At 69.4% G+C, this 21239-nt stretch carries 20 protein-coding genes; 2 read left to right on the top strand and 18 right to left on the bottom strand.

The window, feature by feature from the left end; all coding sequences use genetic code 11:
* Positions 1-27: 27 nt before the first annotated feature.
* The 8 genes from QSK05_RS25550 to QSK05_RS25515 form a co-directional block, all read right to left on the bottom strand.
* Complete coding sequence (locus tag QSK05_RS25550; RefSeq protein ID WP_352302554.1) at positions 28-2865, bottom strand: DEAD/DEAH box helicase; 2838 nt, start codon at positions 2863-2865, stop codon at positions 28-30.
* The gene (locus QSK05_RS25545; RefSeq protein ID WP_285599860.1) at positions 2841-3755 is read right to left on the bottom strand and encodes a diacylglycerol/lipid kinase family protein; all 915 of its coding nucleotides are present in this window, start codon (positions 3753-3755) and stop codon (positions 2841-2843) included. Before QSK05_RS25545 ends, QSK05_RS25550 begins: the two co-directional genes overlap by 25 nt.
* A gap of 35 nt (positions 3756-3790) precedes the next feature.
* Complete coding sequence (gene tatC / locus QSK05_RS25540; protein WP_285599859.1) at positions 3791-4648, bottom strand: twin-arginine translocase subunit TatC; 858 nt, start codon at positions 4646-4648, stop codon at positions 3791-3793.
* A 98-nt stretch (positions 4649-4746) separates the two neighbouring features.
* Positions 4747-5034 carry a Sec-independent protein translocase subunit TatA gene (gene tatA / locus QSK05_RS25535; protein ID WP_285599858.1) on the bottom strand — a complete coding sequence of 96 codons (288 nt, stop codon included), beginning with the start codon at positions 5032-5034 and terminating at the stop codon, positions 4747-4749.
* Between the two features lie 52 nt (positions 5035-5086).
* Positions 5087-5419, bottom strand: coding sequence for a hypothetical protein (locus tag QSK05_RS25530; protein ID WP_285599857.1), 333 nt, complete (start codon positions 5417-5419; stop codon positions 5087-5089).
* 111 nt (positions 5420-5530) lie between these two features.
* Positions 5531-5893 (bottom strand): hypothetical protein, encoded by a 363-nt coding sequence (locus QSK05_RS25525; RefSeq protein ID WP_052527724.1) that lies wholly within the window; start codon positions 5891-5893, stop codon positions 5531-5533.
* 297 nt (positions 5894-6190) lie between these two features.
* Positions 6191-7201: a helix-turn-helix transcriptional regulator gene (locus tag QSK05_RS25520; protein WP_285599856.1), complete on the bottom strand. Its 1011-nt coding sequence runs from the start codon at positions 7199-7201 to the stop codon at positions 6191-6193.
* Positions 7198-8226: a helix-turn-helix transcriptional regulator gene (locus QSK05_RS25515; RefSeq protein WP_285599855.1), complete on the bottom strand. Its 1029-nt coding sequence runs from the start codon at positions 8224-8226 to the stop codon at positions 7198-7200. Before QSK05_RS25515 ends, QSK05_RS25520 begins: the two co-directional genes overlap by 4 nt.
* A 48-nt stretch (positions 8227-8274) precedes the next feature.
* Here QSK05_RS25515 and QSK05_RS25510 point away from each other — a divergent pair, with 48 nt between their 5' ends.
* The gene (locus tag QSK05_RS25510) at positions 8275-9453 is read left to right on the top strand and encodes a DUF3866 family protein (protein ID WP_285599854.1); all 1179 of its coding nucleotides are present in this window, start codon (positions 8275-8277) and stop codon (positions 9451-9453) included.
* Between the two features lie 25 nt (positions 9454-9478).
* Here the strand turns inward: QSK05_RS25510 and QSK05_RS25505 are convergent, their stop codons facing one another.
* From QSK05_RS25505 to dop, 8 genes are all read right to left on the bottom strand, one after another.
* Positions 9479-10201: an FKBP-type peptidyl-prolyl cis-trans isomerase gene (locus QSK05_RS25505; protein ID WP_285599853.1), complete on the bottom strand. Its 723-nt coding sequence runs from the start codon at positions 10199-10201 to the stop codon at positions 9479-9481.
* A gap of 78 nt (positions 10202-10279) precedes the next feature.
* On the bottom strand, positions 10280-10660 hold the full coding sequence (locus tag QSK05_RS25500; RefSeq protein ID WP_231482006.1) for an FKBP-type peptidyl-prolyl cis-trans isomerase: 381 nt from the start codon (positions 10658-10660) through the stop codon (positions 10280-10282).
* Positions 10661-10777: 117 nt separating this feature from the next.
* Complete coding sequence (locus tag QSK05_RS25495; RefSeq protein WP_285599852.1) at positions 10778-11746, bottom strand: FKBP-type peptidyl-prolyl cis-trans isomerase; 969 nt, start codon at positions 11744-11746, stop codon at positions 10778-10780.
* Positions 11747-11852: 106 nt separating this feature from the next.
* Positions 11853-13214, bottom strand: coding sequence for a Pup--protein ligase (pafA, locus tag QSK05_RS25490; RefSeq protein WP_285599851.1), 1362 nt, complete (start codon positions 13212-13214; stop codon positions 11853-11855).
* 131 nt (positions 13215-13345) lie between these two features.
* A complete protein-coding gene (prcA, locus tag QSK05_RS25485; RefSeq protein ID WP_285599850.1) occupies positions 13346-14224 on the bottom strand; it encodes a proteasome subunit alpha in 879 nt (292 codons plus the stop codon).
* Positions 14221-15048 carry a proteasome subunit beta gene (gene prcB / locus QSK05_RS25480; protein WP_231482010.1) on the bottom strand — a complete coding sequence of 276 codons (828 nt, stop codon included), beginning with the start codon at positions 15046-15048 and terminating at the stop codon, positions 14221-14223. Before prcB ends, prcA begins: the two co-directional genes overlap by 4 nt.
* Positions 15049-15223: 175 nt before the next feature.
* Positions 15224-15424: a ubiquitin-like protein Pup gene (locus tag QSK05_RS25475; protein WP_231482011.1), complete on the bottom strand. Its 201-nt coding sequence runs from the start codon at positions 15422-15424 to the stop codon at positions 15224-15226.
* Between the two features lie 352 nt (positions 15425-15776).
* Positions 15777-17297 carry a depupylase/deamidase Dop gene (gene dop / locus QSK05_RS25470; protein ID WP_285599849.1) on the bottom strand — a complete coding sequence of 507 codons (1521 nt, stop codon included), beginning with the start codon at positions 17295-17297 and terminating at the stop codon, positions 15777-15779.
* Between the two features lie 177 nt (positions 17298-17474).
* On the opposite strand from dop, the gene QSK05_RS25465 reads away from it, so the two are divergent.
* On the top strand, positions 17475-17993 hold the full coding sequence (locus QSK05_RS25465; RefSeq protein ID WP_285599848.1) for a DUF3054 domain-containing protein: 519 nt from the start codon (positions 17475-17477) through the stop codon (positions 17991-17993).
* A gap of 3 nt (positions 17994-17996) precedes the next feature.
* Here the strand turns inward: QSK05_RS25465 and arc are convergent, their stop codons facing one another.
* Both arc and QSK05_RS25455 read right to left on the bottom strand, forming a co-directional pair.
* Positions 17997-19736, bottom strand: a complete 1740-nt coding sequence (arc, locus tag QSK05_RS25460; protein ID WP_285599847.1) for a proteasome ATPase — start codon at positions 19734-19736, stop codon at positions 17997-17999.
* Positions 19737-20039: 303 nt separating this feature from the next.
* Positions 20040-21116, bottom strand: coding sequence for a tRNA (adenine-N1)-methyltransferase (locus QSK05_RS25455; protein WP_285599846.1), 1077 nt, complete (start codon positions 21114-21116; stop codon positions 20040-20042).
* Positions 21117-21239 lie beyond the last annotated feature (123 nt).

The following is a 21239-nucleotide window of genomic DNA, read 5'->3' as shown; positions in this document are numbered from 1 at the left end:
CCCTTTCAGGCGTGTATCAGGATCACATCAGGCCCGCATCGGACCGGAAGCCACGACGCCCCGGCTGATCGCCTCCACCGCCGCCCGGGCCGTGCGCACCAGCGCGGGATCGTCACTGGCCTGGGCGATCTGGCCGAGCAGGTCGATCACCTGCTTGCACCACCGCACGAAGTCACCCGCGGCCAGATCGGCGTCACGCAGCACCGCCTGCAGCGGCTGGCCGCCCGCCCAGCGGTGGATGGCCCACGCCAGCCCCAGGTCGGGCTCGGGCGTGACATCGAGCTTGTGCGCGCGCTCCTCGTCGTCGAGCACCGACCAGATGCGGGTCATGGTGTCCAGCGCCAGCGTCGGCCCGCCCTGGGGAATCCTCGGGCTGAGCCCTTTCTCGTCACGACGGGACTGGTAGACGGCGGCACTGACCACGGCCGCCAGACCGGGCATGTCGAGATCTTTCCAGACGCCCTTGCGCAGGCACTCGGAGACCAGGAGGTCCGACTCCGAGTAGATCCGGCGCAGCTGCTCCCCCGCGGGCGTCACCTTGTCGCCCGCCAGGTACCCGCGCTCGGTGAGCAGGTCGCAGACCCGGTCGAAGACCCGCGCGATCGTGTTGGTGCGTCCCTCGATCCGGCGCACCAGCGCATCGGTCTCGCGCCGGAGACGGAAGTACCGCTCCGACCAGCGGGCGTGGTCCTCGCGCTCGGCGCAGCCGTGACAGGGGTGGCTACGCAGCTGACGCCGCAGCCGGTTCAGCTCCTCGTCCTCGTCCGCTGCTGATTTCTTGCCCTTGGGACGGCGTTTCGTGACGTCGTCGTCGTGCCGCAGAGCCCCCAGGGCGTTGCGCACCGACGACGCCAGGTCGCGGCGGGCAGTGGCGTCCCGGCCGTTGAAGTTCTTCGGCACGGTGATACGCGTGGTCGCCTCGACCGGGACGGGTACGTCCATCAGCGAGAGCCGGCGCACCTGGCGCTCGATCGAGAGGATCGACGGGCGCGGGCCCTCGAGGCTGTCGCCACCGCCGACGCCCGGGTCCAGCACCACGGCCCAGCCGGGCTTGCGGCCACCGGGCACCCGGATCACGTCGCCGCGGCGCAGACGCTCCAGCGAGCCGATCACGTCCGAGCGCCGGTCGCGGGAAGCACTGCGGGACAGGTGGGTCTCGCGCTCCCCGATTTTGCGGCGCAACGACGCGTACTCGCGGAAGTCACCGAGGTGACAGTCCATCGCCTCGGCGTACCCCTCGAGCGCCTCCTCCTGCTTACGCGCCTGCTTGGCCAGGCCCACCACCGCACGGTCGGCCTGGAACTGGGCGAACGACGTCTCCAGGATCTCCCGGGCCCGGGACCGCCCGACCTGACCGACCAGGTTCACGGCCATGTTGTAGGTGGGCCGGAAACTGGAGCGCAGCGGGAAGGTCCGGGTCGAGGCCAGACCACCGACCACCTCCGGGTCCAGGCCCGGCTGCCAGAGCACCACCGCGTGGCCCTCGACATCGATGCCACGACGCCCGGCCCGGCCCGTCAGCTGGGTGTACTCCCCCGGGGTGATGTCGGCGTGGGTCTCCCCGTTCCACTTGACCAGCTTCTCCAGCACCACGCTGCGGGCGGGCATGTTGATGCCCAGCGCCAGCGTCTCGGTAGCGAAGACCGCCTTCACCAGACCACGGGTGAACAGCTCCTCGACGACCTCCTTGAAGGCCGGCAGCAGCCCGGCGTGGTGCGCGGCGACGCCCCGCGAGAGCGCTTCGGCCCACTCGTAGTAGCCGAGCACCGAGAGGTCCTCGTCCGGGATGTCCGCCGTCCGCGACTCGACCACGTGCCGGATCTCGGTGCGTTCCTCCGGCGAGGTGAGCCGAAGGCCCGCGTAGAGGCACTGCTGCACCGCCGCGTCGCAACCGGCCCGGCTGAAGATGAAGCTGATCGCCGGAAGCAGCCCGGCACTGTCGAGCGCGTTGATGACCTCGACGCGGCTGGGCGTCGCACTGGGCCGACGCTGGCCGCCCCGGGTGTAGGTGCCCCGGCTCTTCGACCCGCGGGCCGCCGTCGTCCCTCCGCGCCGGCCACCCACCCCCTGGAACTGCCGCTCGCGCCGGTTCGCGTCGCGGGTGATCTGCAGCAGTTCCGGGTTCAGGTTGTCGGTCGAGGAACTCTCGGCGAACAGGTCGTACAGCTGGCGATTGGCCATCACGTGCTGCCACAGCGGCACCGGCCGGTCTTCGGAGACCACGACCTCGGTGTTGCCGCGCACGGTGTCCAGCCAGGCGCCGAACTCCTCGGCGTTGCTGACGGTGGCCGAGAGACTCACCAGCAGCACGTCGTCGGGGAGGTGGATGATCACCTCTTCCCAGACGGCGCCCCGGAACCGGTCGGCCAGGTAGTGCACCTCGTCCATGACCACGTAGGCCAGGCCCTGGAGGGCCGGGGAGTCCGCGTAGAGCATGTTGCGCAGCACTTCCGTGGTCATCACGACCACGGGGGCGTCGGCGTTGATGGCTGTGTCACCGGTGAGCAGACCCACGTTCTCGGCCCCGTGCATGCGGGCGAGATCGGCGTACTTCTGGTTGCTCAGGGCCTTGATCGGCGTGGTGTAGAACGCCTTGCGGCCCGAGTCCATGGCCAGGAAGACGGCGAACTCACCGACGACGGTCTTGCCCGATCCGGTGGGGGCGGCCACCAGCACGCCGCGACCGTCGGCGAGCGCCGCACAGGCGTCCAGCTGGAACCCGTCGAGATCGAAGGGGTACTTGCCGCGGAAGCGCGAGAGCGGTGTTTTGCTCTCCTCAGCGCGCTTTCGTGCCGCGGCAAAACGTTCGGCGGGCGACGTCACCGGGCTTACGCTACCCGTCAGTGCTCCGGAGCGAGAACCCATATCGCACCCGGTACTGCCTCACATTCCACCGGGAGCGGTCCGATGCGCTCGCCGTCGGCGTACGCAGCCAGTTCCGGCGAGCCGGGCAGGGTCTCGATCCGCAGGTGCCGCACCCGGCGGATCTCGACGTTGCGGTGGGAGACGTGGGTGCCCCGGTAGAGGCCGGGGAAGATCGTCAGCAGGCGCACGGCGCGCATCGGTTCCACGGTCAGCACGTCGAGCAGCCCGTCGTCGGGCCGGGCATCCGGGCAGACCCGCATCCCGCCCCCGTAAGAGGCACAGTTCGCGGCCGTGACCAGCATCGATGTGCGTTCTTCGGGTTCCCCGTCGAGGTGCAGGCGGTAGCGCAGCGGGCGGAATCCCGGCAGTTCGCGCAGGGTCGCCAGGGCGTAGCGGGCCCGTCCCGGCGCGCGTTTCCAGCCGTTGGCGCGCTCGTTCACGAGGGCGTCGAGACCGGCGGCGAGCACGCCGAGGAACCAGTGGGTGTCACCGGACGAGGTGGTCACCCGGCCCGCGTCGCGGACCACGGGGCGGTGCAGATGGCGGACGACGACCGCGGTGGCGCTCTCGATGTCCCGGATCGGGAGGCCGAGTTCACGGGCGATGTCGTTGCCGGTGCCGGCCGCGACCACCCCCAGCGGGACCTCGGTGCCGGCCACCGCGTTCAGGCCGAGGTTGACCATGCCGTCGCCGCCGACGACGACCAGGGCGTCGGGTCTTTCCCGGAGGGCGACGGTGAGTGCCTTCCGGGTCTCGTCAGCGCTGTGACCTGTCACTTCATGCACCGTGAGCCCGGCCCGCCGCAGCAGCACGCCGGTCAGGGCGCCCGCGATGAATCCTCTCCCGGCCCCGGCGACCGGGTTGACGGCGAGTATCACGGTGCCGGTCACGGGGGTGGTGCCCGGGACCAGATGAAGGCGGGTCGTCAGGTGCGGTCGAGCCGTTCCGGTTTGTCGATCGGTGTGTCGTCACTGATCGGGGCGCCGTCGCGGATCGGGTCGTCGTCAGCGCCCAGCGGGCTCGACTCGTCGTCGCCCAGGCCGAAGATCGGGTCGTCGGAGCGTTTGCGGGCCCGGCGCCGGTCGTTGAACAGGGAGACGAAGACCGAGATCGTGTAGAGACCGACCAGCGGCAGCGCCATGATGATCATCTGCGTGGCGTCGGGCGAGGGCGAGACGATCGCGGCGAACAAGAACGCGACGAACACGGCCAGGCGCCAGTGCTTGCCCATGTTCCGGCCGCTGACCAGGCCCATCATGTTGAGCCCGACGAGGAACAGCGGGGTGAGGAAGGCCACGCCCATCGCGATGATGAGACGGCTGGCAAAGGTGATGACCGTGCCGGCGTCAGGCTGGTTGAGCGAGCCCTCGAGGGCGAACTCCGCACCGAAGGCCACGGCCTTGGGGAGCACCAGGATCGCCAGCCAGACGCCGGAGAGGAACAGCGGCACGGCGAACGCGACGAACCACAGCGAGGTGCGGCGTTCCTTCTTGGTCAGGCCGGGGGTGATGAACGCCCAGACCTCGTACAGCCACACCGGGCTGGAGAACACGATGCCGGTGTAGACCGCGACCTTGACCTTGATGTTGAACGCGTCGGCGATGGCGCGGTAGGTCAGCGTGACCTTCTGGCCGTGTGCCGATGCATCGTTCAGCGGGTCGATGATCACCGCGTTCATGATCGGCTCGTACAGCCACCACCCGACGCCCGCCCCGACGATGATCGCGACGACGCTGATCACCAGCCGGCGGCGTAGCTCTGCCAGGTGTTCCCGCAGGGCCATCCTGCCCTCGGGATTCTTGGGTCGCCGCTGTGGCTTCCGCACCGCCACCGACGGTCAGTTCCTCTCGCGAATGGGGGTCGAACGGGCCCGAAGGACCGTCAGATGTCGTTGCGGCTCTGGTAGCCGGCCTGCTCACGCTGCTGCTGCGGCGTCATCACACGGCCTTCGATCGGCTCTTCGTACACGGGAGCCGTGCGGGGGTCGTCTTCACGGCGACGGGCCGACGTGTCCTTGTCGTCGTCCTGCATCTGCTTGATCTCAGACTTGAAGATGCGCATGGACCGGCCGAGACCGCGCGCAGCGTCGGGAAGACGCCGGCTGCCGAAAAGGATCACCACCACGAGGACGATGATGATGATGTGCGAAGGCTCTTTCAGAAAGCCCATGACATGTCCTTTCCACTGAACCCGTAGCGCACAGTTTGCCCAACGGTCGGTGTCATCGTACGCGCTGCCCCGGTCGCCCGGCAGACCCTGTGCCCGCCCGGCTCACCGGTTTTGCCGCGCGGGGGGCACCGTGCGCACGCTGCGCGAGATACCGCTCCTGCCTGAGTTCCAACGGATCGGTGAACACGGCTGGTTCCCGGGACTGGGCCTGTTCGGCGACCTGTTCCAGTTTCGTGCTGATCTCGGCGAAGCGCCCGGACGCCGTCGCGAGCTCGCGCAGCAGAGCCTTCGCGCTGCGCCACAGCGACAATCCGATCATCGCGAGCACGCCGAGGGCGCCCAGCACCAGAACGACCCAGATCAGGACCCACCACCACACGGACACCCGGCAACCCTAGGGCATCCGTGGGGGTACATGACGAAACCGGGGTACCCGTCGGCGGATACCCCGGTTCCGATGTTCGGGCTCGCGCGAGCCCCGACCCTCAGCCCGGCATCAGGCGGCTGTCTCGGGTGCCTGGGCCCGGGGCCGTGGGCCCTGGGCCGCGGCAGCCGCAGCGAGTAGGTCGGCCTGCTCCAGCCAGAGAGCGAAGTCCAGCACGTCGTCGTAGTTCAATGTCGGCCCCTCGTGCTCCTCGAGCACCTCGGCCGGCACGTTCCACGGCTCTGCGACCACGCCACCGGAGATGAGCAGGGCGACCACGTCTCGACCGGCCGGCTTACGCACCTCCTCGTGACAGGTGGTGCAGATGAAGGCGTAGTAGGACCAGCTCTTCACGGAGCAGACGACGAGACGCACCTGGTGCGGGGTCAGCTCAACATCACCGCAGCTCGGGCACGACGCCTTGATCGTCGTCATTTGCGATCCACCTCCAGCAGAGCCGCCATTCATCGTCGACCAGTTCTTCGGCCACGGCCCGCGACTCCTTAACCGCCGACAGTAATACCTAGGCCGCCCCGGTGACGCGGGGTGCATCGGCCGAGCACGGCGTGTCGCCCGAGCCACATCAACAGCCCGGGTCAACGTCAGCCGGACGGCGTAACGCCGCCGGGCGGGGACGATCGGGCGAATCGGCACAGAGTGAATCGGCCCCGCCATCAGCGAGTTACGGATCACGAAAGAGGGACGCCACCCGAACGAACTACCCCGCGGGACTCAGCGTGAGGGCTCGTGCTGCACCGGTGACATCGCGGCGCCGTGGGCACCGTAGGCGGCCAGGGCCTGCGTGGCCGTGTCGACGACCTGCCGGGCCAGACCGGCAGGCTCGACCACCCGCCCGGCACCTCCCAGGCGCAGCACCAGACGCGGGATCCAGTCGGGCGAGGCAACCCGCATGACCACGCGCATCCGGCCGCCGGGCAGTTCCTGCGTCTCCTCGACCGGGTAGTACTCGGCCACCCAGCGGCCGCGCGGCTCGACCTCCAGGGTCACCATCAGGTCGTCCGGGGACGGGGTGAAGAGCTGCTCGTCCACGGCCCGGGAGACGGCGTCGCCGGGCGGGGTGCCGTCCACGTCGAGCACGCGCAGCCCGGCCACCCGGTCGAAGCGGAACAGCCGCACCCCCTCGGCCCGGTGGCACCAGGCCTCCAGGTACCAGCGCCCGTCGATGCTCGTGACCTGCATCGGGTCCACGTCCCGCTCGGTGATCTCGTCGCGCGCGGGCACCAGGTACTGCAGTCGCAGCCGCCGGTGGCGCCGCAGAGCCTCGCGGGCCGTACCCAGGGCCTGCTCCACACCGCTCTGCCCGGGGGTCAGGTCGATGTCGAGACGGCTCGCCGCCTGGACGGCGTCCTGCGCGGCGGCCGACAGCTTCACCAGCGCGGAGTCGACGGCCCGGCGCTCACCGGGCTCCTGGAGGTCGGACAGCGTGCGCAGACCAGCGATCAGCGCGATCGCCTCGTCCTGGTCCAGGCGCAACGGCCGGGCGATGGCGTCAGCGTTGGCCAGGTAGATCCGGCCGCTGTCCCACTCGGCGGCGATCAGGTCGTCCGGCATGTGCCCGGGCGTACCGCAGACGAACAGCAGCTCCAGATCCTTCACCAGCTGCTGCTCGGTGATCTTGAAGTTCCGGGCGGCCTCGCCGAGCTCGACGCCGGGCCGGTTGAGCAGCCAGGGCACCATCGTGAGCAGACGGGACAGGCGGGCGGTCGCTGCGACAGCGCTCATGGGTGGGGCACCACGTCAATCGTCTCTTCCGGAGTGATCGTCACGTCCGGGGCCACCAGCTCTGCCTGGGTGGCCAGGGCACCCTTGAGCCGCCGGACGACCTCACCGCGCAGATCGGCCGGTTCCAGGGCGATCGCGTCCGGCCCGAGGCCGGCCAGTGACTGCGCGAGCATTCCCGCGTCCCCAATTCTGATCTGCAGCTCGTCCCATCCCGGCCGCTGCGCGGACGGGGCGCAGGCCACCACCTGACGGCGCAGCCCCGCACCGCGACCGGTGCGCAACAGCACGGTGGCGACCCGGTCGTCCACCGGAGGAACGTGCTTGCCGATCATCGACTGCGCATCGAGACTCTCCGGGACCCCATAGGCACCGGCCCGGCCGCGGCGCTTCACGTCGCTCTCGATGCGCGAGAGCCGGAACACCCGGGCCGCGCCCCGGCCGCGATCGTTGCCGATCAGGTACCAGCGACCGTTACGGCTGGCCACCGCCCACGGCTCCACCTCCCGCACCGCCAGGTCGCCGTTCGGCTTGCGGTAGGAGAAGGTCACCGCCTGCCGGTCGCGCGTGGCCGCGTAGAGCGGGCCGAAGGCCGGTTCGGGGGTGCGGATGCGCGGTTCCAGCCCGGCGCCCGCGTCGTCGGTGTCCACGCCCAGCGCGGTCAGTTTGGTCAGGGCCCGCGCCGCCGGCCCCGCCAGACCGGCCTGCTGCCAGACCCGGCTGGCCAGCCCGACCACGGCGAGCTCCTGCGCATCCAGCTCGATCGGCGGCAGCGCGTAGTCGTCGCGGTCGATGCGGTAGCCCGGCTCGTCGTCGAACCAGCGCTCATCGGTACCGGTGACCACCGGAATCCCGAGATCGCGCAGGTCTTCCTTGTCGCGCTCGAACATCCGGTCGAAGGCCTCGGCGGTGTCGCCGTCGGCGTACTGCGGCACGGCAGAGCGGATCTGCTCCTTCGTCAGCCACCTCCGGGTGGCCGCAAGGCAGATGACCAGATTGAGCAGCCGCTCGGTACGCCGCGAGGACACCGCACCAAGCTACCCGAGCCGGGGTGAGGGAGAGATATCGTCACGCGCGTGATTGTGTGGCGAGAGGGTCGAGTCACGTCCGAACGACGCGAATGGGACGGGGCGGTCGAGTACGAGGCCGTCGTGGAGGGGCGCACGATCCGCGCCCTGGCCTACCCGTCGCTCGTCGGGCGGCCGGTCGAGGGGCAGCGGGTACTGCTCAACGTGACCGCACTGGAGCGCGGTCTGGGCACCGGGGGCTACGCGCTGGTCGCCGCGCTCCTCGACACCCTCCCACCCGATCCGGAGCCCGGTCCCGGCCACCTGGTGAAGGCCCGCTACACGCCCCTGCAGGCGATGGTGCTCGGGGTGGACGAGCAGGAGTCCCCCTTCCATTCCGTCCTGGCCGACGCCGACGACCTGCTGGGCCTGCCCGTGATCGTCGCCGACCTGCACAGTTCACTGCCCGCGATCCTCGCCGGGCTGCGTCAGGCCGCGCCCCAGGCCCGCGTCGCCTACGTGATGACCGACGGCGGAGCCCTGCCCGCCTGGTTCTCCCGCACGATCGCCGGCCTACGTGAGGCCGACTGGCTGGACACCTGCATCACCGTGGGCCAGGCGTTCGGTGGCGATCTGGAGGCCGTCAGTGTGCACTCCGGCCTGCTCGCGGCCAAGCACGTGGCCCAGGTCGATGTGGCCGTTGTCAGCCAGGGCCCGGGCAACCTCGGCACCGGGACCCGCTGGGGGTTCTCCGGCGTCCAGGCCGGCGAGGTGCTGAACGCCGCCGCCGTCCTCAATGGGCGCGGCGTCGCCACCCTGCGCATCTCCGGCGCAGACGCCCGCGAACGTCACCGCGGCGTCTCCCACCACAGCCTGACCGCCTACGGCCGGGTCGCGCTCGCGGCAGCCGATGTCGTCGTCCCCGACTTCGGTTCCTTGCTTGAGGACGTGTCTGGGCTCGCCTCGGTGGATGGCAACCCCGCATCAGCCCAGGGTGACAACGCCCCCATCCCCCTGCCCGACCTGGCCGCACTGGTCGAGGCCCAGGTGGCCCCCCTCTTCGCCCCGACCGGTCGCCACCGCGAGGTCCGGGTCCCGGTGGATGGTCTTCTCGAGGCCCTCGGGGAGAGTCCGGTGGGACTTTCGACGATGGGCCGCAACCTGGCCGCCGACCCCGCCGCCTTCCTGGCCGCAGCAGCCGCCGGTCGTCACGCCGCACACCTGGTGCGCCAAGCCCCAGCGCACTGATCGGGCCGCAGGCCAGCACCGCAGATCAGCGGGCATCCAGCAGATCGACGACGTAGATCAGGGTCTCGTGTGGGCCGATGAGGTCGCCGACGCCGCTGGCGCCAGAGGCCAGGTCCGGCGGAATCACCAGCAGAATCCGGCTACCCACCTGCTGCCCGACCAGACCCTCGTCCAAGCCGCGCATCACCTGACCGGCACCGATCTGGAATTCGACCCGGGCCGGCTCGTCCCACGAGGAGTCGAACACCTTGCCGTCCCGCCAGATCACGCCGGTGTAGTGCACGGCGATGACCTGCTGCGCACGGATCTGCGCTCCGGTTCCCCTGATCAGGGGCCAGACGATCAGAGCCGCTGGCGGTTCACCGCCCGGCGACGTGATCTGCGGCGAACCGTCGTTGGCCACGGTCATGGTGGGTAGCCGAAGACCTGTCAGTGACGAATCGGCCGTGACCGGGCTGTCGATGTCGAGCCGCATCGAACTGGCGAACGCCCCAGAGCGCTCCGGTTCGGCAACCGGAGCATCCTGCGCCCCGAGCCGCAGGACGAGGGTCGCACGAGCACCATAACCATCCTGATCGAACGGTTCCCACTCGAACAGCACATGCTCCCCCACCGTCAACTCGCGGTATCCCGCCATCTGCACCACGCTCCAGTGCGTCCACGCGGCACCACCCGTGACGTCCGGAGACTCGATCACGCCCCAGCCCTCGTCCTGGTTCCAACGGCGCACCCACCCACGGATCGTCATGGTCCATCCCTCCTCCACCTGGCGTGAACGACGAAGCGCCCCTCCACCTGCGGTGGAGGGGCGCTGGACGCTCAGAGATCAGCGGGCGTCGACGAGGTCCACGACGAAGATCAGGGTCTCGTTCGGGCCGATGGCGCCACCGGCGCCGCGGGCGCCGTAGGCCAGGTCCGGCGGGATGACCAGGCGACGACGGCCACCGACGCGCATGCCGGCGATGCCCTGGTCCCAGCCCGCGATGACCTGACCGACGCCGAGGCGGAACTTCAGCGCCTCGCCCCGGTTCCAGGAGGCGTCGAACTCCTCACCGCTGGAGAACGCCACGCCCACGTAGTGCGCGGTGACGGTGTTGCCGGCCACGGCCTCCGCACCCTCACCGACGACCTCGTCCGTGATCGTGAGCGTGGTGGGCGGGGTTCCCTCGGGGAACTCGATCTCGGGGCGCTTGAGCTCAGCACTCATGGTGTTTCTCCTTAGTGACGTGCGTGGTCGTCGGCCGCACCGAGGCAGCCAGGGTGGGCGACCGGGTGTCAGGGCGCCGTCAAGCTTGCTTCACGGCCGCCCTGCACTCAAATCGACTCAGCCGGTGGTGTCGAGGATGTCGACGACGAAGACCAGGGTGTCGGTGCCCTTGATGCCGGCGTCCGACTGACCCTCGGCGCCGTAGCCCTCGTCGGGTGGGATGACGAGCAGGACCTGGCTGCCGACCTTCTTGCCGACCAGACCCTTGTCCCAGCCGGAGATGACGCGGCCGGCGCCGATCTCGAAGCTGGCCGGGGAACCCTTGGCCCAGGACGAGTCGAAGACCTTGCCGCCGGGCCAGACCACGCCGGTGTACTGCACGGTGATGGTCTGCCCCTTGGCCACCTTCGCGCCGGTGCCCTCGATGAGGGGCTGCACGACGAGGGAGTCGGAAGCCTTGCCGTCGGGCAGGGTGATGGTCGGGGCGCCGGTCTTGTCGAGCTTGACCGTGGGCAGGCCCTTCTTGGCCGCGATCTTCTTGCCGGTGGCCCGCTTCAGCACGTCGGCGGCGTCTTCGATGTCGACCACGAAGATCAGCGTGTCCGTCGGTCCGATGCCCGCAGCGGAGACACCCTGGGTGCCGTAGCCGTCAGCCGGAGGGATCGTGATCAGGACGCGGGAGCCGATGGGCGCACCCACGAGGCCGGTGACCATGCCCTTGATGACCTGGCCGGCGTCCAGCGTGAACGCCGAGGTGTCACCGTCGTAGTTGCTGTCGAACTGCTTGCCGTCGGCACCGTTGATGCCCAGGTAGTCGATGGAGACACGCTGGCCCGCCGTGACCTTCGCACCGTCACCGGCGGTGAGGATCTTGCGGGTGGTCTTCTCGGTCGAGAACGGCGTGGGCACGTCGACCTTGGGGGTGTCACCGACCTTGCCGGTGACCTTGATCGCTTCGATGTCAGTCGTCGTACTGGACGCGGCTTTCCCCGCACTCCCGGAGGAAGCGCTGGAGCAGCCGGAGACCACGGCCGCGGCGGCTACGAGAACCGCGCCGGCGCGCAACAGGGCTTTGCGTGAGAGCACGTTCGACCTTCGTCGTGGGAACGGGACGCCGAACACCCTAGGGCATATAGCTGAGGGTGCCCGGCATCCGCCCAGGTGCCCGGAAGCGGCCCGGGTCACAGTTGGCTCACATGCTCTGGATCAGTCGCTCCACGCGCTCGTCGACGGAACGGAACGGGTCTTTGCACAGAACTGTGCGCTGCGCCTGGTCATTGAGCTTCAGGTGCACCCAGTCCACCGTGAAGTCGCGACGGCGTTCCTGGGCCCGCCGCACGAAGTCGCCGCGCAGTTTCGCCCGGGTGGTCTGCGGCGGCACGGACGTGGCCTCGAACACCTCGATGTCGGCCCCGACCCGTTCCACCAGGCCCTTTTTCATGAGCAGGTAGTGCAGCCCCCGGTCGCGGTGGATGTCGTGGTACGCCAGGTCGATCCGGGCGATGCGGGGCGAGGACAACGGCAGGTTGTGCTTCGCCCGGTACCGCTCGATCAGCCGGTGCTTGATCACCCAGTCCAGCTCCCGGTCCACCAGGGACAGGTCGCCGGTACCGATGGCCCGCAGACCACGCTCCCAGAGGTCGAGAACCCGCTTCACGTTGTCGGTCTGGAGTCCGCGGCTCTCGACGAACTCCTTCGCCCGGGCCAGGTACTCCTCCTGGATCTCCAGGGCCGTGGCCTCGCGGCCGTTGGCGAGGCGGACCTTGCGCCGACCGGTCAGGTCGTGACTGATCTCCCGGATGGCCCGGATCGGGTTCTCCAGAGTGTGGTCGCGCAGCACCACACCGGCCTCGATCATCCGCAGCACCAGGTCGGTGGCGCCGACCTTGAGCATCGTGGTGGTCTCGGACATGTTCGAGTCACCGACGATGACGTGCAGGCGCCGGTACCGCTCGGCGTCGGAGTGCGGTTCGTCGCGGGTGTTGATGATGGGACGCGACCGGGTGGTGGCGCTGGAGACGCCCTCCCAGATGTGGTCGGCCCGCTGGGACAGGCAGTACACCGCACCGCGCGGCGTCTGCAGCACTTTGCCGGCCCCGACCAGGATCTGCCGGGTGACGAGGAACGGGATCAGGATGTCGGACATCCGGCCGAACTCGCCGTGCCGCGAGACCAGGTAGTTCTCGTGACAGCCGTAGGAGTTCCCGGCCGAGTCGGTGTTGTTCTTGAAGAGGAAGACATCGCCCTGGATTCCCTCCTCGTGCAGTCTGCGCTCGGCGTCGACCTGCAGACCTTCGAGGATGCGCTCACCGGCCCGGTCGTGAACGACCAGCCGGCGGATGTCGTCGCACTCGGGGGTGGCGTACTCGGGGTGCGAACCGACATCGAGGTACAGCCGGGCACCGTTGCGGAGAAAGACGTTACTGGAACGGCCCCATGAGACGACCTTGCGGAAGAGGTACCGCGCCACCTCGTCGGGCGACAGCTTGCGCTGCCCCTCGAAGGCGCACGTGACCCCGTATTCCGTCTCCAGCCCGAAGATTCGGCGGTCCATTCCCTTACTGTAGGTGCCTTCTCGCCCATTGGCACCAGTGTGGGGCAATGGGTTGATCGTGGAGTTCGTTCCGGGCTCGCCACCGTCGGGCCCGTCGGGAAGTCCTTCGGGCCCGAACGGCAGCGATCCGGTCATTCTCCTGCGCCCCCTGCGTCGTTCCCGGGGTGGCCGGGCTCCTGGTCGGGCTCGGTCGAAACCGGGTCACCCACCTGCGGTACGGGGTTCACCGGGCTCGCCGGCGCCTGCTCCCCCGTCAGCGTGTCGTGCGCCCCGGGCCGCGAGTCGTCGCTGCTCGGCACGTCGGTGGTCGGGTCGTCGGGGGCGAGCAGCGCCTCGAGCAGCTGCCCGCCGAGCCGGCGGAAGGCCCGCCGGGGCCGGGCCCGGTCCAGCACCGCGACCTCGAGACGATCGGGGGTGAGGGCCCGGTCGGCCCCGTTGGTGCTGTCGCGCCCGAGCATCTCGACGGCCAGGGTCAGCGCCGCCGACAACGTCAGACCGGGTCGCCAGCGCTCCTGCATGCCCGAGGAGATGGTGTCGGCCTGACCGCCCATCACCACGAAACCCTGCTCGTCGGCGACGGATCCGTCGTAGGTGAGCCGGTAGATCTGGTCCTGCTCGGGGGTCGCGCCGACCTCGGCGACCGCGAGCTCGACCTCCATCGGCTTGGAGTCCTGGGTGAACACATTGCCCAGGATCTGGGCGTACGCGTTGGCCAGGCCCCGGGCCGTGACATCGCTGCGGTCGTAGGAGTATCCGCGCAGGTCGGCGTACCGGACCCCGGCCACGCGCAGGTTCTCGAACTCGTTGTAACGGCCGGCGGCGCCGAAGGCCATCCGGTCGTAGATCTCGCTGATCTTGTGCAGCGAGCGCGAGGCGTTCTCGGCGACGAAGGCGATGCCGTTGTCGTAGGCGAGGACGATGACCGGCCGGCCACGGGCGATGTTGCGCCGGGCGTAGTCGGCCCGGTCTTTCATCTGCTGCTCGGGCGGGACGTAGAACGGCATGCTCATCGGGCGCTCCCTCCCTCGGCGTTACGCGCGACGACGGCCTGGAACGCGGCCTCGGTCTCGTCCTGCGAAAGCCGCCGGTAACCCTGGGCCGTCACCACGACGAGCACCGGGTAGATGCGCCGGCCGACGTCGGAACCACCGGTGGCCGAGTCGTCGTCCGCCGCGTCCTGCAGCGATTCCAGCACCACGCCGACCGTCTCGTCGGCGGTCAGCCCGGGACGCCAGCGTTTCTTCAGCGAGCCCTTCGCGAACAGCGAACCGGAACCGGTGCTGTGGTAGCCGTGTTCCTCGTAGCGGGCACCGCTGACGTCGTAGGAGAAGATGCGCCCGACGTTGCGGTCTAGGTCATAGCCGGCGTAGAGCGGCACCACGGCCAGGCCCTGCATGGCCAGCGGCAGGTTGCCCCGCAGCATGGTGGCCAGGCGGTTGGCCTTGCCCTCGAGGGACATCAGGGTGCCCTCGATCTTCTCGTAGTGCTCCAGTTCGACCTGGAACAGGCGCACCATCTCGATGGCGGGCCCGACCGTTCCGGAGATGCCGACGGCCGAGTAGTCGTCGGCCGGGTAGACCTTCTCCATCTCGCGGTGGGCGATGTAATTGCCCATCGTGGCGCGCCGGTCGCCACCCATGACCACTCCGCCGTCGAACGTGGCGGCAACGATCGTGGTCGAGTGCGGCAGTTCCGGCATGACGGCTCCGGCGGGCAGATTTCGCCCGGGCAGGAGGTGTTCGGCGTGGGCGGCGAGGAAGTCCGTGAACGAGGAGTTGCCCGGAGCGAAGAACGCCTCCGGCAACCGCCCTTCACGGAAGGGATCGGCAGTCACGGGCGAAACCCTATCCAGATGGACGGCGTTCGCTCATCGGCTCGGCACGAGAAGTTTTCCGCGTAGCGCGAACCGGTGGACGACGGCGTCGGGGCGATGTTCAGGGCGGCATGAGGGCGGCATGGGGGGTGGAACCGGGCCCGCGAGGGGCCCGGTCCGCCCCGGACGGCTGCCGTCACTGGCCGCCCTTCTGTACGAATCCCTTGACGAACTCCTCGGCGTTGCTCTCCAGGACGTCGTCGATCTCGTCGAGGATCGCGTCCACGTCGGCGTCCGTGGTCTGGGCCGCACCACCCGCGGGCGGCGCCGCGGGGGCGGCGTCGTCGGCGGGCTCGTCGTCGCGTCGGGTCGGGCGCTGCTGTTCCTGACCGGCCATGACTGCCTCCTGCGCTCTGCGATTGCGAGCTTCCTTGCAGTGATCCTAAGCATGTGCCCGCGATTTAGGCGCGTGCCGTAGCCCACTCTGCGAAGAATTACCTGATGGACACCGTGTAGGGGACGAGAAACAGTCCGCAACCGGGCGTGCCGGGGCCGGTTCCGGGCTCTATCCGGGCTGGGTCTGTGCCTGATCCGAGCTGGGTCTGTGCCTGATCCGAGCTGGGTCCGTGCCTGATCCGGGCTCGGTCCGGGCTCGGTCCGGGCTCGGTCCGGGCTCGGTCCGGGCTCGGTCCGGGCTCGGATCACGTGCTGAGCGGTCGGCAGCGGCCTCCCGGAAGGCCGCTGTGCGCCTATTCGGCGGCCAGGGCGTCTACCAGGTCGGCCGCCGTGCGGCAGCGCTGCAGAAGGGCCTCCACATGCTCCTTGGTGCCGCGGGACGGGTCGAGGGTGGGCACCCGCTGCAGGGCCCCCCGGCCCGGGATGTCGAAGATCACCGAGTCCCAGCTCGCCGCGGCCACGTTCTCGCCGTAGCGGGCCAGACAGCGGCCGCGGAAGTAGGCCCGGGTGTCGTGCGGGGGCTCGTGCACGGCCTCGGTGATCTGCGCGTCGGTGACCAGGCGCTCGACCTGCCCGCGCGACGCCAGCCGGTGGTAGAGCCCTTTCTCCGGGCGCACGTCGGCGTACTGCAGGTCGATCAGCTGCAGGCGGGCGGCGTCCCAGTTCAGGTTCTCGCGGTTGCGGAAACCCTCGAGCAGTCGCAGTTTGGCCACCCAGTCCAGCTCCCGGGCGCAGAGCATGGGGTCTTCACCGAGACGACTGAGCACACTCTCCCAGCGGGTGAGCACCTCGGTGGTGGCCTCGTCGGCGTCGTCACCGAACCGGTCGCTCACATAGGCGCTGGCCTGCTCGAAGTACAGCCACTGCAGTTCCAGTGCGGTCATCGAGTTGCCGTCCCGCAGCGTCACCTGCTGTTTCAGCGTCGGGTCGTGTGAGACGTCGTGCAGCGTGCCGACCGGGCGCTCGAGCGACAGGTCGCGGGTGAACGCCGCGTCCTCGATCATCGCCAGCACCAGGTTGGTGGTGCCGACCTTGAGCAGCGTCGCCACCTCGCAGAGGTTCGCGTCACCGATGATGACGTGCAGGCGGCGGAACTTGTCGGCGCTGGCGTGGGGCTCGTCGCGGGTGTTGATAATGGGTCGTTTGAGGGTGGTCTCCAGCCCGACCTCGACCTCGAAGAAGTCGGCGCGCTGGGAGATCTGGAAACCCGTGCCGGTGCCGTCCTGCCCCAGGCCGACCCGGCCGGCCCCGGTGATGACCTGCCGCGACACGAAGAACGGCGTGAGGTACCGGACGATGTCGGCGAACGGCGTGGACCGGCGCATCAGGTAGTTCTCATGGGTGCCGTAGGAGGCACCCTTGTTGTCGGTGTTGTTCTTGTACAGGTTGACGTCGCCCAGGCCCGGATTCGCGGCGATCCGCCGGCAGGCCTCGAGCATGACCTGCTCACCGGCCTTGTCCCACCGCACGATGTCGCGCGGGGTCAGCACCTCGGGCGAGGAGTACTCCGGGTGCGCGTGGTCGACGTAGAGCCGGGCCCCGTTGGTGAGGATGACGTTGGCCAGCCCCGGGTCGTCGGGGGCATCGGTGAGCTGGCTGGAGTGCGCGCTGTCGCGGCTGATCTCCCAGCCGCGCGCGTCGCGCAGCGGGGCCTCGTCCTCGTAGTCCCACCGGGCCCGCCCGGCGCGGCTGCCCAAGGGCGCCGCGTAGGCGTTCACCACCTGCGACGACATCAGCATCGCGTTCGCGGCGGGGTCGCCGGGGGCGGAGACCCCGTACTCGGTCTCGATCCCCATCACCCGGCGCGCGGTCATCGGGGCACCGCCCTGGTTCGGCTCATGGAACTCAGCCTAGGCGCCGGGTACGACAAGCATCCGGCCACCGGGCCCCCACATCGCTGAGGTGACGGGTTCCCCTCCGGTGAACCCGGCTCGGTGGCTACGCTGACGAGCCCGTAGCACCGCGACGAGCGATCCCTAGGAGCGCAGGTCATGATCCCCTCCACCTCCCGCACGGCCGGCCGGGCCCTGGCGGTCGCCGCGCTGGCCGACCTGGTCTGCGTGCTGGTGTTCGTGTCGATCGGGCGCAGTTCGCACGAGGAGGGCATCACCCTCACCGGGCTGCTCACCACCGGCTGGCCGTTCTGGCTCGGCGTGGCCGGCGGCTACGTCGGAGTGGTGGCGTTCCGCCTGGCCCCGGCAAGCCTTCCGGGTGCCGCGATGGTGCTGATCAAGACGCTGGTCATCGGCATGATCCTGCGTAACGTCGTCCAGCACGACGGCACACCGTTCTCGTTCGTCATGGTCGCCACGGTGTTCCTCGCCCTGACCTTGGCCGGATGGCGCACCACGGCCCGGTTCGCCGTCCGGCGCCAGCTACGCACGACCTCCCCCAGCCGGCCCCGAACCCTCCCGCAGCAGACCCGCGCAGGCTCGACGACGTCCTCGAGCAAACCCACCGACCCGGCCGACCCGCACGCGGCGAGCCGACCGGAACGGCTGCGTAGCTAGGACTTACAGGTACTGGCCGGTGTTTGCCACGGTGTCGATCGAGCGGCCGGGCTCGGTGCCCTGCTTGCCCTGGATGATCGTGCGGATGTAGACGATCCGCTCACCCTTCTTGCCGGAGATCCGCGCCCAGTCGTCGGGGTTGGTGGTGTTCGGCAGATCTTCGGACTCCTTGAACTCGTCGACGCAGGCGTCCAGGAGGTGCTGCAGCCGGATGCCCCGCTGCCCGAAGTCGAGGAAGTTCTTGATCGCGCCCTTCTTCGCCCGGTCGACGATGTTCTGGATCACCGCACCGGAGTTGAAGTCCTTGAAGTAGAGGATCTCCTTGTCACCGTTGGCGTAGGTGACCTCGAGGAACTGGTTCTCCTCGGACTCCGCGTACATCCGCTCGACGGTGCGCTGGATCATCGCGTCGACGGTGGCGCTGCGGGAGCCACCGTTGGCGTCCAGATCGTCCGGGTGCAGTGGGAGGTCCTCGGTCAGGTACTTCGTGAAGATGTCTTTGGCACCCTCGGCGTCGGGCCGCTGCACCTTGATCTTCACGTCGAGCCGGCCGGGACGCAGGATGGCCGGGTCGATCATGTCCTCCCGGTTGGAGGCACCGATCACGATGACGTTCTCGAGCCGCTCCACACCGTCGATCTCCGACAGCAGCTGCGGCACGATCGTGGTCTCGACGTCGCTGGACACACCCGAGCCACGGGTGCGGAACAGGGACTCCATCTCGTCGAAGAACACCACCACCGGGGTGCCCTCGCTGGCCTTCTCGCGGGCCCGGCTGAAGATCAGCCGGATGTGCCGCTCGGTCTCACCGACGTACTTGTTCAGGAGCTCGGGGCCCTTGACGTTGAGGAAGTAGGACTTGGAGTCCTTCTCTCCCCTGGCCTCGGCGGCCTTCTTCGCCAGCGACCGCGCGACGGCCTTGGCGATCAGCGTCTTCCCGCAGCCGGGAGGGCCGTACAGCAGAACGCCCTTCGGCGGCTTGAGCCCGTGCTCGCGGTACAGCTCGGGGTGCAGGAACGGCAGCTCGACCGCGTCGCGGATGTTGGCGATCTGCGGCCCCAGGCCACCGATGTCGGAGTAGTCGATGTCGGGCACCTCTTCGAGGACGAGCTCCTCGACCTCGGCGCGGGGAACCTTCTCGAAGGCGAACCCGGACCTCGGGTCCATGGTCAGGGCGTCGCCGACCTTGAGCTTGACCTCCGGATCACGCAGGGCCCCGGCCAGGTGCACGACGCGCTCCTCGTCGGCGTGCGCCATGACCAGCGCGCGCTCGCCCTCGTCGAGGATCTCCTTGAGGATGACGATCTCGCCGGTCTTCTCGAACTGCCGCGCCGCCACCACGTTGAAGGCCTCGTTGAGCATCAGCTCCTGGCCCGGTCGCAGCTCGTCGACCTCGATCGACGGGCTCACCGCGACCCGCATCTTGCGCCCGGAGCTGATGATCTCGACCGTGCCGTCCTCGGCCTGGCCGACGAACACGCCGAAGGTGTTGGGGGGCTGGGCGAGCCGGTCCACCTCGGCCTTGAGCTGGACGATCTGCTCGCGAGCGTCGCGCAGGGTGCCCGCCAGACGCTCGTTCTGGGATCCGAGTTGGTTGACCTGGGCGCGGAGACGCTCTATCTCGTCTCCTGCCGCCCCTGGAGTCCGTGCAGCCGAGAGTCGCTCGACCTCCTGCTGGAGGCGAACGATCTCGCGCCGTAGCGCGGCCTCGTCAAGGCCGTACCCGCTGCTGTGGTCGGTCATGGCGGTAACCCTCCCGTCCGGCGCAAGGTCGATGCTTCGACCCTAGCCCGCTTTCACGCCCTAACGGCGATCCGGCGTAAATCCATCCACGAGATGAAATCTCGTGCCGGTCGGCACCGTCGCAGACCGGAAAGGAGCCATCCTGGCACGTGCGGAGTGACAATGGGTGTCTCAATGGTCACTTGACCGTCCGTAACCGGACAAGCAAGGTGACCGAGATCTCTCCACCGTTCCCGGATGACTGGCGCCCTTTGGCTCAGAACCATCACCCGGGAACGCCGAAAAAGCCACCCCGCACGGGCATCAATTAGCGGGATCGAAACCTGGGCGGGGTTCGCCGTCCTGCTCGTCGGCCGGATCGGTGTCCAGATCCTCGGCGAGCGCAAGGGCCTGCGCCGAAGCGCCGGTGACGTCGCGACGCACCTTGCGGACCTTCTTGTCGGACACCGGGCGCTCCCCCAGGTCGACAGCGGTCCACTCGCCCCACGCCTCGGCCACGCCCTGCTCACCGTCGGCGGCGGCCTTGGCCGGGCGCCGGCGCCGCAGCGGTGCGGTCAGGCCGTCGGCCATGCGCCGGGAGGTGAGCAGGAAGCCGGTGTGGCCGACCATGCGGTGCTGCGGGCGTACCGCCAGCCCTTCCAGGTGCCAGCCGCGGACCATCGACTCCCAGGCCTGCGGCTCGGTGAAACGGCCGTCCGCGCGCAGGGCCTCCGCCGTGCGGGACAGCTGGGTGGCGGTCGCCACATAACAGATCAGCACACCGCCGGGCACGAGCGCCTTCGCCACGGCCTCCAGGCAGTCCCAGGGGGCCAGCAGGTCGAGCACGAACCGGTCGGCGTCGGTCTCCACCACGTCGGTGGCGACGTCACCCACAGTGATCTGCCAGGACGGGTGCTCGGAGCCGAAGAACGTCTCGATGTTCGCCTTGGCGATGGCGGCGAAGTCTTCGCGGCGTTCGTAGGAATGCACGAGCCCGGTGTCGCCCACCGCCCTGAGCAGGGACATCGTCAGAGCGCCGGACCCTACCCCGGCCTCGACGACGCGGGCCCCGGGGAAGATGTCGGCCATCTGCACGATCTGCCCGGAATCTTTCGGGTACACCACGGCGGCACCGCGCGGCATCGACAGAACGTAGTCGGCCAGCAGCGGCCGCAGCGCCAGGTACTCGACCCCGGCGGTGTTGCGGATCACCGAGCCGTCGGGCTGCCCGATCAGCTCCTCGTGGCGGAAGTACCCACGGTGGGTGTGGAACTCCTTGGCGGGGTCGAGGGCGATCGTGTGCAGCCGGCCCTTGGGGTCGGTGAGCTGCACCCGGTCACCGGCCCGGAACGGGCCCCGGCGGCGATCGGCGCCGGTGGGGGCGGGGGGTGCTTCGGTCATGAGGAGCGAGTCTATGGGCGCGGCGGGGGTGGATCGCGCCGGGGCGGCGATCCTTCGGTGATCGTTCAGTGATCGTTCGGTGATCCAGGACGCGGGTGCGCACCGGCCCGGGGTCATCGGTCA

This window comes from Kineosporia sp. NBRC 101731, from assembly GCF_030269305.1.
In the GTDB taxonomy this organism is placed as follows: Bacteria; Actinomycetota; Actinomycetes; order Actinomycetales; family Kineosporiaceae; genus Kineosporia.
This window is presented reverse-complemented; position numbering and strand designations above follow the sequence as displayed.

Excerpts from the sequence above, each read along its gene's own strand:
- QSK05_RS25525 (WP_052527724.1), bottom strand. The coding sequence starts at position 5,893 with ATGACGACGATCAAGGCGTCGTGCCCGAGCTGCGGTGATGTTGAGCTG.
- pafA (WP_285599851.1), bottom strand. The coding sequence starts at position 13,214 with ATGGACCGCCGAATCTTCGGGCTGGAGACGGAATACGGGGTCACGTGC.
- QSK05_RS25550 (WP_352302554.1), bottom strand. The coding sequence starts at position 2,865 with ATGGGTTCTCGCTCCGGAGCACTGACGGGTAGCGTAAGCCCGGTGACG.
- arc (WP_285599847.1), bottom strand. The coding sequence starts at position 19,736 with ATGACCGACCACAGCAGCGGGTACGGCCTTGACGAGGCCGCGCTACGG.
- dop (WP_285599849.1), bottom strand. The coding sequence starts at position 17,297 with ATGACCGCGCGCCGGGTGATGGGGATCGAGACCGAGTACGGGGTCTCC.
- QSK05_RS25505 (WP_285599853.1), bottom strand. The coding sequence starts at position 10,201 with ATGACGATCCGTGGGTGGGTGCGCCGTTGGAACCAGGACGAGGGCTGG.
- QSK05_RS25475 (WP_231482011.1), bottom strand. The coding sequence starts at position 15,424 with ATGGCCGGTCAGGAACAGCAGCGCCCGACCCGACGCGACGACGAGCCC.
- QSK05_RS25520 (WP_285599856.1), bottom strand. The coding sequence starts at position 7,201 with ATGAGCGCTGTCGCAGCGACCGCCCGCCTGTCCCGTCTGCTCACGATG.
- QSK05_RS25465 (WP_285599848.1), top strand. The coding sequence starts at position 17,475 with ATGATCCCCTCCACCTCCCGCACGGCCGGCCGGGCCCTGGCGGTCGCC.
- tatC (WP_285599859.1), bottom strand. The coding sequence starts at position 4,648 with ATGGCCCTGCGGGAACACCTGGCAGAGCTACGCCGCCGGCTGGTGATC.
- tatA (WP_285599858.1), bottom strand. The coding sequence starts at position 5,034 with ATGGGCTTTCTGAAAGAGCCTTCGCACATCATCATCATCGTCCTCGTG.
- QSK05_RS25500 (WP_231482006.1), bottom strand. The coding sequence starts at position 10,660 with ATGAGTGCTGAGCTCAAGCGCCCCGAGATCGAGTTCCCCGAGGGAACC.
- prcA (WP_285599850.1), bottom strand. The coding sequence starts at position 14,224 with ATGAGCATGCCGTTCTACGTCCCGCCCGAGCAGCAGATGAAAGACCGG.
- QSK05_RS25455 (WP_285599846.1), bottom strand. The coding sequence starts at position 21,116 with ATGACCGAAGCACCCCCCGCCCCCACCGGCGCCGATCGCCGCCGGGGC.